The sequence below is a fragment of the Sphingobium sp. TA15 genome (assembly GCF_037101235.1).
GTDB lineage: Bacteria > Pseudomonadota > Alphaproteobacteria > Sphingomonadales > Sphingomonadaceae > Sphingobium > Sphingobium indicum.
The window spans coordinates 1,349,367-1,365,761 of record NZ_AP025355.1 but is presented as its reverse complement, the minus strand read 5'-3'; the positions used below and the strand labels follow the sequence as shown (position 1 = coordinate 1,365,761).

Sequence of the window (16,395 nt, the reverse complement as noted above, 5' to 3'; positions counted from 1 at the left end):
GCGGCTTTCCATCCTCCCGCTTGACCGAATTTCTGCCTTGATCGTGCCGGTCAATCGCTTGCCGCGCCCTGCTGCCCGAACCAAGGGATCATCCGGGCGATGGCATCCTCCACCCGATCGGTGGAGACCGCGAAGCTGAAACGGATGTGCCGGTGCCCGTCAACCGGATCGAAATCGATTCCCGGCGCCGTGGCCACGCCGGTTTCGCGCAGCAGTTTGCGGCAAAAGGCCAGGCTGTCATCGGTCAGATGGCCGACATCCGCATAGATGTAGAAGGCGCCGTCGGGCGGCGCGATCTCCTTCAGTCCCAAGGCGGGCAGGGCGGCCAGCAGCAGTTCCCGGTTGCGCCGGTAGGTGGCGACATGCTCCTCCAGCTCATCGATGCAGTCGAACGCCTTCAACCCCGCATGCTGCGCCAGGGAAGGGGGCGTCAGGAACAGGTTGCCCATGCGCGCCCGCGCCGTTTCAATCAGGTCGGGCGGAAAGACCACCCAGCCCAGCCGCCAGCCGGCCATGGAAAAATATTTGGAAAAGCTGTTCACGACGACGGCGTCCGGCGCGAATTCCAGCATCGACCGCGCCGGCTCGCCATAGCTTAGCCCGTGATAGATCTCGTCCGACACGATCCGAATATTTCGCGTCCGGCAAACCTGCGCGATATGCGCCATTTCCTCTGCGGGAATGATGGTTCCCGTGGGATTGGCGGGGCTGGCGATGATCGCGCCATCGGGCGCCGGGTCCAGCGCCTCCAAAGCCGCCGCCCCGATCTGGTAGCGCTCGGCAGGCCCGCAACCGATCTCCACCGGCTCCAGATAGAGCGCCTTCAACGTGTTGCGATAGGCCACATAGCCCGGCCGCGCCGTCGCCACCCTCGCTCCCGGCGCGAACAGGCTGCTCAGCGCCAGCACCAGCCCCGGCGAAGCCCCGCAGGTCAGCAATATCTGCTCCGCCTCCACGGCCACGCCATAGCGTTCCCGATAATGCAGCGCGATCCGCTCCTTCAGCGCCGGGCTTTCCCAATAGCCCATCGGATCGCGGTCCAGCACCGCATGCGCCTCCGCAATGGCGGCGGACGGCGCCCCGGTCGAAGGCTGGCCGAACTCCATATGGAGGATGGACCGCCCCTCCGCCTCCAGCCTGTGGGCTTCCCGGCTGATGGCGATGGCGTGAAAAGGATCGATATTGGCAACCATGCGCCGCCTCTTACCCGCCCCGCAACCTTGTCACAATTGCTGCGTTGGACGTGGGTGAACGAAACCATCCTCGACGCCCTGCAATATTATGGCGCCGCCGCCGCGACCGTCGCCGCCCTCATCGTCTCGCTGAACCTGGGCCGCCGCATCACCGGCTGGGCGTTCGTGCTGTTCGTGACATCCTCGATAGCCCTGATCGCCTGGGGTTTCCTGTCCGAAGACAGCGAAGGCATCGGCTTTCAGAATATAGCCCTGCTCGGCATCAACATCGTCGGCGTCTGGCGCTACCTTTTCTCCAAACACAAGCCGCGCGACTAATTCCCCGGCATTTCCCTTCTTTCGTCATTCCCGCGAAGGCGGGAATCCATCTCCTGACCGTCCCGCCTTACTCAACTGATGTGAGATGGATTGGCTTTGCCATACTGGCGTTTCCCGCCTCCGCGGGAATGACGATTCAGAAGCAGCCTCAAAGCCTCATTCCGAAATCCACACCTCCACCGACACCGCATGCTGGCAAAGCGCCAGCCGGACTGGCAATTCCTCCACCGGCCCTCCCGCCAAAGCCCGGTCATAAACCGCCTTCTTCGCCGCCCCCCCGATCTGCAGGAATATATGACGGCTCGCCAATATCGCCCCGGCGCTCATCGACATGCGCTGGTGCGGCGCGGCGGGCGGCGTCACCGCCAGCGTCAGCGCCCCGGTCGAAAGCCCCTCGGCCAATTCCGCAGCCCCCGGAAACAGCGAAGCGGTATGCCCATCCTCCCCCATGCCCAGCAGCACGATGTCCAGCGGCCAGGGCAGGGCGGCAAAGGCCGCCTCGCATTCCGCCTGCCCGGCATAGGCGTCCACCGCCTTATTCTTCATCGGCACGAACCGCGCCGCCGCCGCCTTCCCCTGCAACAAGGTCTCGCGCACCAGCCGCTCATTGCTGTCCGCATGGTCCGGCGCGACCCAACGCTCATCGACCAGCGTCACGATCACCTTGTCCCAATCCAGCGCCGCGCCTGCCAGAGCCTCCAGCACCGGCCTCGGCGACCGCCCGCCCGACAGGGCGATGGCCGCCACCCCCCGCTGCGCGACGGCGTCGCCCAATATCATGGCGATCCGCCGCGCCATGTCCGCCGCCGCCAGCGCCCCATCTACGAAAAGATGTTCGGTCGGCATGGCGTCACTCCCCCCGGATCTCCGTCAGCCTGCGCTCCCAGGCCAGGGCATGGGTCACGATCTGGTCCAGATCGGCATATTGCGGCTTCCACGGAAATTCGGCCATGATCGCCCGATTGTCGGAGATCAGCGCGTCCGGATCGCCCGCGCGCCGCCCCTCCATCCGCCGGTCGATCTTCAGGTTCGTCACCCGGTCGACGGCGTCCAGCACCTCCAGCACCGAAAAGCCGCGCCCATAGCCGCAATTGAGCAGGTAATTCTGCTCCGGCCGGGCCATCAAGGCCTCCAGCGCCAGCACATGCGCCGCCGCCAGATCGGTGACATGGATATAGTCGCGCACCCCGGTCCCGTCCGGCGTGTCGAAATCCGTCCCGAACACCGAAACATGGCTCCGCTTGCCCAGCGCCGCTTCCACCGCCACCTTGATCAGATGGGTCGCGCCCGCCGTCGACTGCCCGGTCCGCCCCGCCGGATCGGCCCCGGCGACGTTGAAATAACGCAGCGCGCAGAAGTTCATCGCATGCGCCGCGCTGACGTCGCGCAGCATATATTCGGTCATCAGCTTCGACATGCCATAGGGATTGATCGGCCGCTGCGGCGTCGTTTCCCTGACCGGACTTTCCTCCGGAATTCCGTAAGTCGCCGCCGTCGAGGAAAAGATGAAATGCGGCACGCCGACCGTCACGACGCTCTCGATCAGGTCGCGGGTCTTGGCGCTGTTGTTATGATAATATTTCAGCGGATTTTCGACCGATTCCGGCACGACGACCGACCCGGCGAAATGCATCACCGCCTTCACGCCATGGTCGCGCAAAGTCCGCTGCACCAGCGGCTGGTCGGAAATATCCCCCTGAACGAAGGCCACATCATCAGGCACCGCCCAGCGGAAACCCGTCACCAGATTGTCGATCACCACGACGCCATAACCCGCGTCGCGCAGCGCCAACACGGCGTGGCTGCCAATATAGCCGGCCCCGCCCGTGACCAGAACCGTCGGCTTGTCGTTCATATATTCCGCCCTGTGATAGCTGCAACGTGCTCCTGCGAAGGCAGGAGCCCAGTTGCAACGTCCGAACTGGGCTCCTGCCTTCGCAGGAGCACGTTACTCATTTTCGACAGGAAACCTTCAAGAAAAAAGGCCTCCCCGGAGATGTCCGGGAAGGCCTAAACCACTCATTCAGGGATTCCCACCCCATTCATGCGGCGGCGCGGGACGAAACGGGCCGATAGAAGGTCGCGCCGCTGGCCGCCATCTCCCGCAACTGCGCGGTGGGGGCGAACCGTCCCCCATGCGCCGCCGCCAGCCGGTCCAGCACCGCCACGACAGCAGCGATGCCGACCGTATCCATATGGCTGAACGGCCCGCCGGTATAGGGCGCGAAGCCCCAGCCGAAGATCGCGCCGATGTCGCCGTCCTCCGGCGTCTCCAGCACGCCTTCTTCAAAACAGCGGGCGCATTCGATCAACTGGCGATAGAGCAGCCGCTCCTTAACCGCCTCCACGCCGGGCTGCACGGCGGCGGGCGGGAACATCTCCGCCAGGCCCGGCCACAGATGCTTCTTCCCGCCTTCGGGATAGTCATACCAGCCCTTGGCGCTCTTGCGGCCCAGCCGTCCCAGTCCGACCATCCGTTCCATCACCGCGTCGGACGGCTGCGCGACATAGGCGTCGCCCAGTTCCTTGCGCGCCGCGACGATGATCTTGTGGGCCAGCTCCAGCGAAACCTCGTCCCCCACGGCCAGCGGCCCCACGGGCATGCCCAGTTGCCGCCCGGCATTTTCGATCAGCGCCGGGTTGATCCCCTCCGCCACCATCTCCACGCCTTCCTGCACATAGGTGGCGAAGCAGCGCGAGGTGTAGAAGCCGCGCGCATCATTGACGACGATGGGCGTCTTGCGGATCTGGCTGACGAAATCCAGCGCCTTGGCGATGGCGGCCGGGCCGGTTTCCTTGCCCAGGATGATCTCCACCAGCGGCATCTTCTCGACCGGAGAGAAGAAATGGACGCCGATGAAATTCTCCGGCTTCGACCATGCCCTGGCCAGCTTGGTGATCGGCAAAGTGGAGGTGTTGGACCCGAAGATGATGTCCGCGCCCAGCACTTCCTCCACCTTCTTCGTCACCTCCGCCTTGATGGCGACATCCTCGAACACCGCCTCGATCACGAAGTCCGCCCCGGCCAGCGCCGCATAGTCGGTGGTCGGCGTCACGCGGGCCAGCGTCTCCGCCATCTTCTCCGGCGTCAGACCCTTGCCCAGCCGCTTCTTCAGCACCTCCTCGACATGCGCCTTGCCCTTTTCGGCATAGGCCTGGTCGCGGTCGAACAGCACGACCTCCATGCCCGCCTGCGCGGCGACGGTGGCGATGCCCGCGCCCATCATGCCCGCGCCCAGCATGGCCAGCTTCTTCGTCGGCGCCTTGGGCTGGTCCTTGGGCCGCCGCGCCCCGCGCTCGGCCGCCTGCTTGTTGACGAACAGGCTGCGGACCATGTTCGCCGCCTGCGGGTCGGCCGCGACCTTGGCGAAATATTTGCTCTCGATCCGGACGGCGCGATCCATGGGCAGGGTGATGCCTTCATAGACGGCGGACAGCAGCGCGATCGGCGCGTTCATGTTGCGCTGGGTCTGCTTCAGCGTCATCGGCAGGGCGCCCGCCATGGTCTGCGCGAAGCCGGGGTTGAACCCGCCCGCGCCGCCCGGCACCTTGAATCCCTTGACGTCCCACGGCTGCACCGATGCGTTGGGGTTCGCCTTCACACAGTCCTTCGCCTTTTCGACCGCCATGCCCTGCGGCACGACCTCATCGACGACCTTCATCATCGCCGCTTCGGCGGGACGGAACAGCTTGCCCTGCAACATATACATCAGCGACGCCTGCACGCCCATGATGCGCGGCAGGCGCTGCGACCCGCCGCCGCCGGGGAACAGGCCGATCAATATTTCCGGCAGGCCAAGCTGCGTCTTCGGGCTGTCGCCCACCACGCGGCGGTGACAGGCCAGCGCCAGTTCGAACCCGCCGCCGACGCAGGTGCCCTCTATGGCGCAGGCCACCGGCTTGCCGCATGTCTCCAGCCGCCGGAGCAACTGGTTCAGCACGAAGACCTTGTCGAAGATCGCGGCGGGGGAGGGGCGCTTCCCGCTCTCGCCGCCCAGCATCGACCCGAAATATTTCAGGTCCATGCCCGCCATGAACCCGCTGTCCTTGCCCGACGCGATCACCGCGCCCCTGATCGCCTCCTCGGAAGCGATGCGCGTGATCGCCGCGTCCAGATCGGCCATGAAATCCGGCCCGATGACGTTCATGGACTGGCCGGGAACGTCGATGGTCAGCGTGGCGATGCCGTCGCGGTCGATGTCGAAATTGATGCTCTGCATTTTGGGCAACCTTTCCTGCCGCCGTTCGTGCTGAGTAGGGGCTGAGCTTGTCGAAGACCCGTATCGAAGCATTGATCCTTCGATACGCCATTTCGACTTCGCTCAATGGCTGCTCAGGACGACCGGCTCCAATGTTCAAACGCGCTCGATGATGATCCCCGTGCCCATGCCCGCGCCGACGCACAGGTTGATGAGCGCGGTGCCCTTGCCGGACCGTTCCAGCTCGTCCAGCGCGGTGCCCAGCACCATCGCCCCGGTCGCGCCCAGCGGATGGCCCATGGCGATGGCGCCGCCATTGACGTTGATCCTGTCATGGTCGAGGTCCATCGCCTGCATGTAGCGCAGCACGACGCTGGCGAAGGCCTCGTTCAATTCCCAGATGTCGATGTCGGACTTGCTCATGCCCGCCCGCTTCAACAGCTTGTCGGCGACATATTCCGGCCCGGTCAGCATGATCAGCGGCTCCGACCCGATGGAAGCCATGGCCTTGATCCGCGCGCGGGGCGTGAGGCCGTATTTCTCGCCCATCGCCTTGTTGCCGACCAGCACGGCGGCCGCGCCGTCGACGATGCCGCTGCTGTTTCCGGCATGGTGGACGTGATTGACCTTCTCCAGTTCCGGATAGCGGAGCAGGGCGATGGCGTCGAAGCCCGGCATTTCCTCGCCCATCGCGGCGAAGCTGGGTTTCAGGGAGGCCAGCGACTGCATCGTCGCGTCGGGCCGCATATGTTCGTCATGGTCCAGGACGACCTGGCCGATGACGTCCTTCACCGGAACGATCGACCTGCCGAAGCGCCCTTCGTCCCACGCCCGCTTGGCCCGCTTCTGGCTTTCCACCGCATAGGCGTCGACATCGTCGCGGCTGATCCCGAACTTGGTCGCGATCACGTCGGCGCCGATGCCCTGCGGCGCGAAATAGGTCTTGTAGGCCACCGCCGGATCCATCGCCCAGGCGCCGCCGTCGGAAGCCATCGGCACCCGGCTCATCGATTCGACGCCGCCGCCGATGGCAAGGCCCGCTTCGCCCGAATAGACCTTCGCGGCCGCCATGTTCACGGCCTCCAGGCCCGAAGCGCAGAAGCGGTTGATCTGCACCCCCGGCACGGTCTGGTCATAATCGGCGTTCAACACCGCGACGCGCGCGATGTCCGCGCCCTGTTCCCCGACCGGGCTGACGCAGCCCAGGATCACGTCGTCGACATCGGCGGTGTCGATCTCCGTCCGGTCCCGCACCGCTTCCAGCACCTGCGTCGCCAGTTGGATGGGGGTGATTTCGTGCAGCGAGCCGTCGGCCTTGCCCCGGCCCCGGGGTGTCCTGACGGCATCGTAGATATAGGCTTCCATGGCTGTCCATTCCTCTCCGTTGGGGTGCCGGATGATCGCTGCGAATGTATTTACGTTTACGTAAAGTGCAAGTCTCAATCGTCAAACCGCCGAACCGTAACGTCATCCCGACGCATGCCTCCATTCCCTCTGGCATTCCGTCTGGCTTCCCGGATGCTTCCCGTCCTTCCATGATTCGCGGATTTGACCCGACCGCCTTATTCCGCTTGATGGAGAGCGTGTCTGAGTCGGACCCCACCGAAGCGCCGTCGCCCCTGTCGATCCCGATCTTCCGCGCGATCTGGTGGGCCAGCCTCGCCTCCAATTTCGGCGGGCTGATCCAGTCCGTGGGCGCGCAGTGGATGATGACCTCGCTTTCCGCCTCGCCCCAGATGATCGCGCTGGTTCCGGCGGCGACGACCCTGCCGATCATGCTGCTGTCGCTCTGGGCAGGCGCGGTGGCGGACAATAGCGACCGGCGATTGGTGATGCTGGCCTGCCAATTGTTCATGCTCGTCGTTTCCGCCCTGCTGGCGCTGTTCGCCTGGATGGGGTGGGTGACGCCCTGGGCCTTGCTGGGCTTCACCTTCCTGGTGGGATGCGCCACCGCGATCAACGGACCGGCCTGGCAGGCGGCGGTGGGGGATATGGTGCCCAGGGCGGCCTTGCCCCATGCCGTCTCGCTCAATTCCATGGGCTTCAACATGGCGCGCAGCATCGGCCCGGCGCTGGGCGGCGTCATCGTCGCGGCGGCCGGCGCGGCGGCGGCCTTCCTGGTCAACGCCGTCAGCTATGTGGGCCTGGTCGCGGTGCTCGCCCGCTGGCGTCCGGAACTGCCGCCCCAGTTGCTCCCGCGCGAACGCATCGGCCACGCGATGCGCGCGGGTGTCCGCTATATCGCGATGTCGCCGCACATCCAGGTCGTGCTGTTGCGAAGCGCGGCGTTCGGCATCGGGGCGAGCGCCGTTTCGGCGATGATGCCGCTGGTGGCGCGCGACCTGCTGGGCGGGGGCGCGTTGACCTTCGGCGCGCTCAGCGGCGCCTTCGGCATCGGCGCGGTGCTGGGGGCGCTGTCGACGGGGCAGTTGCGCCGCCGTTTCGCGGTGGAGGCCATCGTGCGCTCGGCCGCCCTGGCGCTTGCGGCCGGGACGGTGCTGATGGCGGTCAGCGACTGGCTGATCGTGGCGTTGGCCGGGCTGCTGCTGGCCGGCGCGGGCTGGGTGATCGCGCTTTCCACCTTCAACGTGTCGGTCCAGATGTCCGCGCCCCGCTGGGTCGTGGCCCGGGCCGTCGCCCTGTACCAGATGGTCGCCTTCGGCGGCATGGCGGGGGGCGCATGGCTGTTCGGCACCCTGGCGGAGGATCATGGCGTCCTGGTCGCCCTCTATGGCGCGGCGGCCGTCCAGTTCGCTTCGGCGCTGATCGGCTATGTGCGTCCGCTGGTGCAGACGGGGGAACAGAATCTCGATCTTCAAAATCTGTGGCGGGAACCGCAGACGACCGTGCCGATCGAGCCTCGCAGCGGCCCCGTGGTCGTCACCATCGAATATCGCATAGCCCCCGGATCGGTCGTCCCCTTCCTCGCGGCGATGAGCGAACGCCGCCGCATCCGCCGCCGCGACGGCGCCCAGGGCTGGTCGCTGCTGCGCGACCTCAGCGATCCGGAGCTGTGGGTGGAGCGCTATCATGTGTCGACCTGGCTCGACTATGTCCGCCACAACAGCCGGCGGACCGTTGCCGACATGGCGAACAGCAAGGCGATCCACGCTTTGCACGGCGGCCCCGATCCGCCCGTCGTCCATCGCATGCTGGAGCGTCAGACGGGTTCGCTGCCGCTGGGCCGTTCGGCCGATCCGCGGGAAATGGGCGATCCCATGACCGATCCCACCCGGTCGAGCTGATCGGCTATTCCGGCCGCCGCTCCGCCAGATCGTCGGGCGTGTCGATGTCGCGCAGGCTGGCGCCCATGGTTTCGATCTGCACGCCATGGCTAAGCAGCGCCCGCGCCCCTTGGTCCCCGCGCAGCGCCAGAAGCTCGGGAAAATGCTTCCGTCCGATGAAGGCCGGGGGCGATGCGGAAAAGCCGTCGGTGCTGGCCACGACGGAACGTATGTCCTCCGCCGCCAGGCATATGCGGTTGTAATGCGTCTGCGGCACGTCCGGCATGTCGGCCAGGCAGATCAATATGCCGCGGCATTTCCGCATCGGCATGACATGTTCGACGGCGCGGATAATGCTGCCCGATATGCCGTCCTCCGGGCGGTCGTTGACCAGGATCGAATAGCCGCGCCGCTCCAGCCGGCGATGCAGCACCGGCGCCTGGCCAATGGGACGCACCACCGCCACCAGCTCCGCGAAGATCATGGAGGCGATGGTTTCCAGCGCATGGACAGCGACGGGCTTGCCCCGCCATTCGGCCATCAGCTTGTCCTCCTCACCGAAACGAGAGGAAGTGCCCGCTGCAAGGAGTACGGCGGCGATCTGTTCGGTCCGCATGGTTCCGCTATGATGATTTGAGGCGACCCGGTTGATCCGGTTTCTTCCGCATGTGCCACCGCCGGCATGTTCTGTCCAGCGGGGCGAAGGGGCTGGCGTTCCCGCCGATCTGACGCCATATGCCCGGAAGCAACAAAGGAGTGGTGACGTCCATGGAATATGATCCCGATGCCGAAACAGCGGGCGAGTCGATCAAGATTCCTGTTCCGGCGGACGTGGCCGAAGCGATCCGGACGCTGATCCGCTGGTCGGGCGACGATCCGGAACGGGAAGGGCTGGTCGAAACGCCCGAACGCGTGGCGCGGGCGTGGAAGGAATATTGCCGCGGCTATGACGACGATCCGGCCTATCATCTTTCGCGCATCTTTCACGAAGTCGGCGGCTATGACGACATCGTGCTGCTGAAGGACATTCCGTTCCAGTCGCATTGCGAACATCATATGGCGCCCATCGTGGGCGTGGCGCATATCGCCTATCTGCCCGGTCAATATGTCGTCGGCATATCGAAGCTGGCCCGCGTGCTGCATGCCTTTGCCCATCGGCTCCAGGTGCAGGAACGGCTGACTTCGGAGGTCGCCAATTGCATCTGGGAACATCTGAGGCCCCAGGGCGTCGCCGTCGTGGTGGAGGCGACCCATGGCTGCATGACCGGGCGCGGCGTGCGCACGCCCAATGTCGTCATGAAGACCAGCCGCATGCTCGGCGTCTTCCGCGACGATGAAAAGAGCCGCGAAGAAGTGCTGAAGCTGATAGCATCGTGAACGAAGAGGAAGTCCCCGCCTATCGGCCGCTTGGAGGCCCCCGGAAGCGCGAGGAGCAGGCGGGCGCGCGTCCGCTGGCGCAAAAGCGGCTGGCGCTGGTGACGGGCGGCCATCGGCGGCTGGGCGGCATCATCGCCGCCGCCTTTGCACGGGCCGGCTATTCGCTGGCGATCCATGGCAGCCACGATACCCGGCTCGATTCCCATCTGGCGCTGGCGCTGGAGGAGAATGCGACCGAATGGGAGGGCTTCACCGTCGATTTCAGCGATCCCGAAGGGGCGGAGGAACTGGTGGCGCTGGTGGCGGAACGCTTCGGCCGGCCGCCCGATGTCCTCGTCAACAGCGCGGCGATCTTCGGTCAGGATCGGCTTGACAGCGTCGGCGCCGACGACCTGATGCGCCATTATGCCGTCAATTGCGCCGCGCCAACGCTGCTGACCAAGGCGTTCGCCACCATTCCGGCCGGCACGGGGGATCGGTGCATCGTCAACATATTGGACCAGCGGATCGACCATCCCCATGGCGACCAACTGGCCTATACGCTCTCCAAAATGGCGCTGGCGGGGCTGACGCGTCTGTCCGCCTCCACCCTGGCGCCGCAGATCAGGGTCAATGCGGTCGCGCCCGGCCTCACCATCGCGACGCCCGACTATGACGACGGCCAGATGGAACGGCTGGCCGCGATGATGCCGCTGGGGCGTCTGCCGCAGGCGGAGCAGATCGTCGAAGCCGTGCTTTATCTGGCAGGCGCCGGTGCCGTGACCGGGCAGATCCTCTATATCGACGGCGGCGCGCATCTGCGCAGCTATGACCGGGACTTCATGCATCTGTGCCGATAGCGGTTGCGAAGATGCGGCTCCCAAGGGCTGGTCAAGGGCCGCCGCGCTGCATAGAGCGGATCGCCACGGATCAATGAAGGGAGACGGCAATGGCATATGAAACCATCCTGGTGGAACAGCGCGATGCGGTGACGCTGGTCACGCTCAACCGTCCGCAGGCGCTGAATGCGCTGAACAGCCAGGTGCTGAAGGATCTGGGCGCGGCCTTCGCGGCCTATGACGCCGATCCGTCGCAGCGCTGCCTGGTTCTGACCGGCAGTGAAAAGGCGTTCGCGGCAGGCGCGGACATCAAGGAGATGGTGGAAAAGGAGGCGGCGGACTTCTTCCTGGAGGATTTCTTCTCCGGCTGGCAGAGCAAGGTCGTCGCCACCCGCAAGCCGTGGATCGCGGCGGTCGCCGGTTTCGCGCTGGGCGGCGGGTGCGAACTGGCGATGATGGCGGACTTCATCCTGGCGGCCGACACCGCGAAATTCGGCCAGCCCGAAATCAAGCTGGGCGTGGCGCCGGGCATGGGCGGATCGCAACGCCTGACCCGCGCCGTCGGCAAGGCGAAGGCGATGGAAATGTGCCTGACCGGCCGCATGATGGGCGCGCAGGAAGCGGAAAGCGCCGGCCTGGTGGCGCGGATCGTCCCGGCGGCGGACCTGCTGGAAGACGCGCTCAAGACCGCCGCGACCATTGCCGGAATGCCGCCCATGGCCGCGATGGTGAACAAGGAAATGGTCAATCTGGCGTTCGAGACGGGCCTGGCTCAGGGCATATTGACCGAACGCCGCCTGTTCCAGATCCTGACCGCAACCGAGGACAAGAAGGAAGGCATGGAAGCCTTCGTCGAAAAGCGCGCCGGTGTGTGGAAGGGCCGCTGAATTCTACATTATCGGTTTCGCTAATCCTCCCTACGCGAAGCGTGGGGAGGGGGACCGCCGCTGAAAGCGGTGGTGGAGGGGAAATACGCAGGTCGTGCCCCATTCCCCTCCGTCGGCGCTACGCGCCGCCACCTCCCCATCTCCCGATGGGGAGGAAAAACCTCTCACTTCCCCTCCAACATCTCGATCATCAGCGAAAAATCCCGCCCAGCTTCGCCCCGATTGGCGAGCATTTGATAGAGCGACTCCGCCGCATTCCCCATCGGCACGCTCGCCCCGACCGAAGCCGCCGCTTCGCTCGCCAGCTTCAGATCCTTCAGCATCAGCCCCACGGCGAAACCGCCCTGATAGCCATTGTCGGACGGGCTTTGCGGCCCCACGCCCGGCACCGGGCAATAGCTGGTCATCGACCAGCTCTGCCCCGACGACACGCTGGAAATGTCGTAGAAAGTCTGCGGGTCCAGCCCCAGCTTCTTCGCCATGGCGAAGGTTTCGCAGGTCGCCACCATCGTCGCGCCCAGCAGCATATTGTTGCAGATCTTTGCCGCTTGCCCATTGCCCGCGCCGCCCGCATGGATCACCGCCTTGCCCATGGCCGACAGGATCGGCCTGGCCCGGCCGAACGCCTGCTCCGTGCCGCCGACCATGAAGGTCAGCGTGCCGCCATTGGCCGCCGCGATGCCGCCGGAGACCGGCGCGTCCACCATCTCGAATCCCCTGGCCGCGGCGGCCTCCTCCACCCGCCGCGCCGTCGCGACGTCGATGGTGGAGCAATCGAGGAACAGCGCATCCGCCTTCGCCGCGCCGAACACCTCGCCCTGATAGACGCTCTCCACATGCTTGCCCGCGGGCAGCATGGTGACGACCGCATCGGCGCCCGCCGCCGCCTCCGCCGCGCTGGAGCAGCGCACCGCGCCCGCTTCGGCCGCCTTGGCCAGCGCCTCTTCCGACAGGTCGAAGGCCCGCACGGCAAAGCCGTTCTTCAGCAGATTGGCGGCCATGCCGCCGCCCATATTGCCCAGGCCGATAAAGGCGATGGTCTGGCTCATCTCAAGGCACTCCTTCTTCCTGTCAGCCGCGCAATTGAGGCAGCGGCGTCCATTCCTTTTCCGGAGGCAGGGGCGCGAACAGGCTGTCGACCAGTTCGTCCGTCACATCCTCCGCCCGCGCCGGATTCCATCGCGGCGCATTATCCTTGTCGAAGATCACCGCCCGCACGCCCTCGATGAAATCGGGACGGCGAATGACATGATGGCCGATGCGATATTCGTTGCGCATATTGTCGGCGAAGTCGGTGAAGGCCGCGCCCTCCGCCATCTGCCGCAGGGCGACCTTGATCGTCTGCGGCGACTTGGTGGCCAGGGTGGCAAGCTGCTCCCGCGCCCAGTCCGACCCCTCAGCCTCCAGCGCCGCCAGAATATCCTCGAACCGATCCGAAGCGAACAGCCGGTCGATCTCGCCCCGATGCGCTTCCCAGGCCGAAGGCGGCGGCACGTCGGCCATCTCGTCCAATATCTCGGCCAGTCCGTCCGGATCGGCGACGATCCGCGCCTTTACCGCCTCCAGCTTGTCCGAAGCCATATAATGGGTCGCGATGCCGATGGCCGCGCAATCCGCGCCCTTGATCCGCGCCCCCGTCGTCGCCAGCCACGCCCCGGTCCGCCCCGGCAAGCGCGGCAGGAACCAGCCGCCGCCCACATCGGGAAACAGCCCGATGCCCGTTTCCGGCATGGCATAGGTTGTCCGCTCCGTCGCCACGCGATAGCGCGCCGGATCGGAAATCCCCACGCCCCCGCCCATGACGATGCCGTCGATGAAGGCAACGATCGGCTTTTCATAGACGAACAGCAGGTGGTTCATCCGATATTCGGTGAAGAAGAACTGCTCCGCCTCCGAACAGTCGCCCCTGGCGCTGTTCGCGATCATGGCGATGTCGCCGCCCGCGCAGAAACCGCGACCCTCGGCATGGTCCAGCATCACCGCGACGACGCTCTCATCCTCCCGCCAGGCCAGCAGCGCCGCAATGATCGCGTCGCACATTTCGGTGGTCAGCGCATGGATCGCCTTGGGCCGGTTCAGCCTTATCCGCCCCACGCCATTATCGAGTGAAATCAGAACCTGATCGGTCATAAAATCCCCGCTCACTGCCGCAGCATGTCGCGGGCGATGATCATCCGCATGACCTGATTGGTGCCCTCCAGGATCGAATGCACGCGCAGGTCGCGCCAGAAACGCTCGACCGGATAGTCCATCAGATAGCCGTAGCCGCCATGCAGTTGCAGCGCCCGGTCGACCACGGAAGAACCGGTATCCGTCGCCAGCCGCTTCGCCATGGCGGCAAAGCGCGTCTTGTCCGGCGCATTTTCCGTCACCTTGACCGCCGCCGCATAGAGCAGCGTCCGCGCCGCCTGCAATTCCGTCTCCATGTCCGCCAGCATGAACTGCGTATTCTGGAAATCGGCGATGCTCTGCCCGAACTGCTTGCGATCCTTGGTATAGCTCAGCGCCTCGTCGATGCAGCGCTGCGCCCCGCCCAGCGAGCAGGCCCCGATATTCAGCCGCCCGCCGTCCAGCCCCATCATCGCGATGCGAAATCCCTCGCCTTCGCCCCCGACCAGATTCTCGACCGGCACCCGCACGCCGTCGAAATTCACCTGCGCGGTCGGCTGCGAATGCCAGCCCAGCTTGCGCTCCTGCGCGCCGAAGCTGACGCCCGCCATATCCTTCTCGATGACCAGGCAGCTTATGCCCTTCGGCCCCTCGTCGCCGGTCCGGACCATGACGACATAGATTTCATTCTCGCCGCCGCCGGAGATGAACTGCTTGGACCCGGTGACGACATAATGATCGCCTTGCCTAACCGCCCGCGTCTTCAGCGCCGCCGCGTCGGACCCCGAACCCGCCTCCGTCAGGCAATAGCTGCCGATCCGCTCCATCGGCACCATGGAGGGGAGATATTTGTCCTTCACCGCCTGGCTGCCGAAACGGTCGATCATCCATGCGGCCATATTGTGGATGGAGATGAACGCGCTGGTCGACGGACAGCCATAGGCCATCGCCTCCATGATCAGCGCAGCCTCCAGCCGCCCCAGCCCGATGCCGCCCGCTTCCTCCGACACATAGATGCTGCCGAAGCCCAGTTCCGCCGCGGCGCGGATGGTCTCGCGGGGAAAGATATGCTTTTCGTCCCACTCCGCCGCGAAGGGCGTGATCGCATCGGCGGTGAACCGGCGCGCCATCTCCTGAATGGCCAACTGGTCCTCGGTGAGATCGAACTGGCCCACAAACTCTCCTGACATGCGCTTTGAACTTTCCCTTAGATAGAATGCGGAATTGCCTGCAACAACGCAGTTCTGCATAGCGATGCAGCGATTTTGCAGACGGGGCGCGGCGAGGGATGTTCGATTGGGACGATATCAGGGTCTTTCTGGCGGTGGCGCGCACGCGCAAGATCGCCCCGGCGGCCCGCGCCCTGGGCATCGACGCGACCACCATCTCCCGCCGTCTCGCCCGGCTGGAGCGCGCGCTCGGCCCGGAACTGTTCGAACTGGGGGCAGGGGAGCGCACCCTGACCGCCCATGGCCAGGCGCTGCTCCACCATGCCGAAAGCATTGAAAGCGCCGCCCTGGCCGCCATGGAGGAGGCGACCGGCCGCGAACATCATCTGAGCGGACAGGTGCGCCTGTCGGTGGCCGAAGGCTTCGGCACCTGGGTGCTGGCGCCGGGCCTCGCCGATTTCAGCCGCCGCCATCCCGGCATCCGGCTGGACCTCATCACCGCGTCGGGCTTCCTCAACCCGTCCAAGCGGGAAGCGGACATGGCGGTCATGCTGGCCCGGCCGCAGCGGGGGCGGCTGTCGGTCCGGCGCATGGGCGACTATCGGCTGCACCTCTACGCATCCCCCGCCTATCTGGCGCAGGCCGGCACGCCGGGCAGCACCGCCGACCTGCGCGGCCATGTGCTGGTCGGCTATGTGCCCGAATTCATCTTCTCGCCCGAACTGGATTATCTGGACGAGGTGGAGGCGGGGCTGGAGGCCAGCCTGCGCGCCACCAGCATCAACATGCAGCATCGCATGATCGCGGAAGGGGCGGGCATCGGCGTGCTGCCCGATTTCATCGCCGGGCGCGATCCCGCCCTGATGCCGGTGATGGCCGACCGGGTGGAGATCATGCGCAGCTTCTGGCTCGTCACCCATGGCGACCTCAAGAAACTGCCCCGCATCGCAGCGGTGGCGACATGGTTGCAGGAACGTATCGAAACCTTGAAAGCGTGATCGCCCTTCGCCAAATGGCGGGAAAGCGTTCCTAAAACCCATCGACGCCGTCCATCCGGCCCGCTAAGGGAGTCTCCATGACAGCAAAATGGTCGCATCTCGC

At 65.6% G+C, this 16,395-nt stretch carries 15 protein-coding genes; 6 read left to right on the top strand and 9 right to left on the bottom strand.

All coding sequences use genetic code 11. The features are described 5' to 3' along the window. Positions 1–50: 50 nt before the first annotated feature. Positions 51–1,193, bottom strand: coding sequence for an aminotransferase class I/II-fold pyridoxal phosphate-dependent enzyme (locus Sj15T_RS06895; protein ID WP_013040371.1), 1,143 nt, complete (start codon positions 1,191–1,193; stop codon positions 51–53). Positions 1,194–1,247: 54 nt separating this feature from the next. Between Sj15T_RS06895 and Sj15T_RS06890 the strand changes: the two genes are divergently transcribed. Further along, positions 1,248–1,511, top strand: coding sequence for a hypothetical protein (locus tag Sj15T_RS06890; RefSeq protein WP_013040370.1), 264 nt, complete (start codon positions 1,248–1,250; stop codon positions 1,509–1,511). A 156-nt stretch (positions 1,512–1,667) separates the two neighbouring features. Here Sj15T_RS06890 and pgl read toward each other — a convergent pair whose 3' ends face one another. The 4 genes from pgl to Sj15T_RS06870 all read right to left on the bottom strand — a co-directional run bounded on the left by pgl (position 1,668) and on the right by Sj15T_RS06870 (position 7,075). Then, positions 1,668–2,357 (bottom strand): 6-phosphogluconolactonase, encoded by a 690-nt coding sequence (gene pgl / locus Sj15T_RS06885; protein ID WP_013040369.1) that lies wholly within the window; start codon positions 2,355–2,357, stop codon positions 1,668–1,670. Positions 2,358–2,361: 4 nt separating this feature from the next. Continuing rightward, complete coding sequence (gene galE / locus Sj15T_RS06880; RefSeq protein WP_013040368.1) at positions 2,362–3,366, bottom strand: UDP-glucose 4-epimerase GalE; 1,005 nt, start codon at positions 3,364–3,366, stop codon at positions 2,362–2,364. A gap of 187 nt (positions 3,367–3,553) precedes the next feature. After that, positions 3,554–5,731: a 3-hydroxyacyl-CoA dehydrogenase NAD-binding domain-containing protein gene (locus tag Sj15T_RS06875; RefSeq protein WP_013040366.1), complete on the bottom strand. Its 2,178-nt coding sequence runs from the start codon at positions 5,729–5,731 to the stop codon at positions 3,554–3,556. A gap of 135 nt (positions 5,732–5,866) precedes the next feature. After that, positions 5,867–7,075: an acetyl-CoA C-acetyltransferase gene (locus tag Sj15T_RS06870; RefSeq protein WP_013040365.1), complete on the bottom strand. Its 1,209-nt coding sequence runs from the start codon at positions 7,073–7,075 to the stop codon at positions 5,867–5,869. Positions 7,076–7,284: 209 nt separating this feature from the next. Between Sj15T_RS06870 and Sj15T_RS06865 the strand changes: the two genes are divergently transcribed. Further along, on the top strand, positions 7,285–8,955 hold the full coding sequence (locus Sj15T_RS06865) for an MFS transporter (protein WP_041386451.1): 1,671 nt from the start codon (positions 7,285–7,287) through the stop codon (positions 8,953–8,955). A 4-nt stretch (positions 8,956–8,959) separates the two neighbouring features. Here Sj15T_RS06865 and Sj15T_RS06860 read toward each other — a convergent pair whose 3' ends face one another. Further along, entirely contained in the window at positions 8,960–9,550 is a 591-nt protein-coding gene (locus tag Sj15T_RS06860; RefSeq protein ID WP_007684980.1) for a nucleotidyltransferase family protein, read from the bottom strand. A 152-nt stretch (positions 9,551–9,702) separates the two neighbouring features. Between Sj15T_RS06860 and folE the strand changes: the two genes are divergently transcribed. From folE to Sj15T_RS06845, 3 genes are all read left to right on the top strand, one after another. Further along, positions 9,703–10,311 carry a GTP cyclohydrolase I FolE gene (folE, locus tag Sj15T_RS06855; protein WP_013040362.1) on the top strand — a complete coding sequence of 203 codons (609 nt, stop codon included), beginning with the start codon at positions 9,703–9,705 and terminating at the stop codon, positions 10,309–10,311. Further along, positions 10,308–11,150: an SDR family oxidoreductase gene (locus Sj15T_RS06850; RefSeq protein ID WP_013040361.1), complete on the top strand. Its 843-nt coding sequence runs from the start codon at positions 10,308–10,310 to the stop codon at positions 11,148–11,150. Before folE ends, Sj15T_RS06850 begins: the two co-directional genes overlap by 4 nt. 89 nt (positions 11,151–11,239) lie before the next feature. Next, entirely contained in the window at positions 11,240–12,016 is a 777-nt protein-coding gene (locus tag Sj15T_RS06845; RefSeq protein ID WP_013040360.1) for an enoyl-CoA hydratase-related protein, read from the top strand. A 164-nt stretch (positions 12,017–12,180) separates the two neighbouring features. On the opposite strand, the gene mmsB is transcribed toward Sj15T_RS06845, so the two are convergent. From mmsB to Sj15T_RS06830, 3 genes are read right to left on the bottom strand one after another with little or no spacing between them, the layout of a single operon-like run. Further along, a complete protein-coding gene (mmsB, locus tag Sj15T_RS06840; RefSeq protein WP_013040359.1) occupies positions 12,181–13,065 on the bottom strand; it encodes a 3-hydroxyisobutyrate dehydrogenase in 885 nt (294 codons plus the stop codon). A 22-nt stretch (positions 13,066–13,087) separates the two neighbouring features. Next, complete coding sequence (locus Sj15T_RS06835) at positions 13,088–14,146, bottom strand: enoyl-CoA hydratase/isomerase family protein (protein ID WP_013040358.1); 1,059 nt, start codon at positions 14,144–14,146, stop codon at positions 13,088–13,090. Positions 14,147–14,157: 11 nt separating this feature from the next. Continuing rightward, complete coding sequence (locus tag Sj15T_RS06830; RefSeq protein WP_041385934.1) at positions 14,158–15,315, bottom strand: acyl-CoA dehydrogenase family protein; 1,158 nt, start codon at positions 15,313–15,315, stop codon at positions 14,158–14,160. 98 nt (positions 15,316–15,413) lie between these two features. Here Sj15T_RS06830 and Sj15T_RS06825 point away from each other — a divergent pair, with 98 nt between their 5' ends. Next, complete coding sequence (locus tag Sj15T_RS06825; RefSeq protein ID WP_013040356.1) at positions 15,414–16,292, top strand: LysR family transcriptional regulator; 879 nt, start codon at positions 15,414–15,416, stop codon at positions 16,290–16,292. Positions 16,293–16,395 lie beyond the last annotated feature (103 nt).

Coding starts and splice junctions, on each gene's coding strand:
- Sj15T_RS06860 (WP_007684980.1), bottom strand. CDS start 9,550: ATGCGGACCGAACAGATCGCCGCCGTACTCCTTGCAGCGGGCACTTCC.
- Sj15T_RS06845 (WP_013040360.1), top strand. CDS start 11,240: ATGGCATATGAAACCATCCTGGTGGAACAGCGCGATGCGGTGACGCTG.
- Sj15T_RS06835 (WP_013040358.1), bottom strand. CDS start 14,146: ATGACCGATCAGGTTCTGATTTCACTCGATAATGGCGTGGGGCGGATA.
- Sj15T_RS06870 (WP_013040365.1), bottom strand. CDS start 7,075: ATGGAAGCCTATATCTACGATGCCGTCAGGACACCCCGGGGCCGGGGC.
- pgl (WP_013040369.1), bottom strand. CDS start 2,357: ATGCCGACCGAACATCTTTTCGTAGATGGGGCGCTGGCGGCGGCGGAC.
- Sj15T_RS06865 (WP_041386451.1), top strand. CDS start 7,285: ATGGAGAGCGTGTCTGAGTCGGACCCCACCGAAGCGCCGTCGCCCCTG.
- mmsB (WP_013040359.1), bottom strand. CDS start 13,065: ATGAGCCAGACCATCGCCTTTATCGGCCTGGGCAATATGGGCGGCGGC.
- Sj15T_RS06895 (WP_013040371.1), bottom strand. CDS start 1,193: ATGGTTGCCAATATCGATCCTTTTCACGCCATCGCCATCAGCCGGGAA.
- Sj15T_RS06830 (WP_041385934.1), bottom strand. CDS start 15,315: ATGTCAGGAGAGTTTGTGGGCCAGTTCGATCTCACCGAGGACCAGTTG.
- Sj15T_RS06825 (WP_013040356.1), top strand. CDS start 15,414: ATGTTCGATTGGGACGATATCAGGGTCTTTCTGGCGGTGGCGCGCACG.
- Sj15T_RS06875 (WP_013040366.1), bottom strand. CDS start 5,731: ATGCAGAGCATCAATTTCGACATCGACCGCGACGGCATCGCCACGCTG.
- folE (WP_013040362.1), top strand. CDS start 9,703: ATGGAATATGATCCCGATGCCGAAACAGCGGGCGAGTCGATCAAGATT.
- galE (WP_013040368.1), bottom strand. CDS start 3,366: ATGAACGACAAGCCGACGGTTCTGGTCACGGGCGGGGCCGGCTATATT.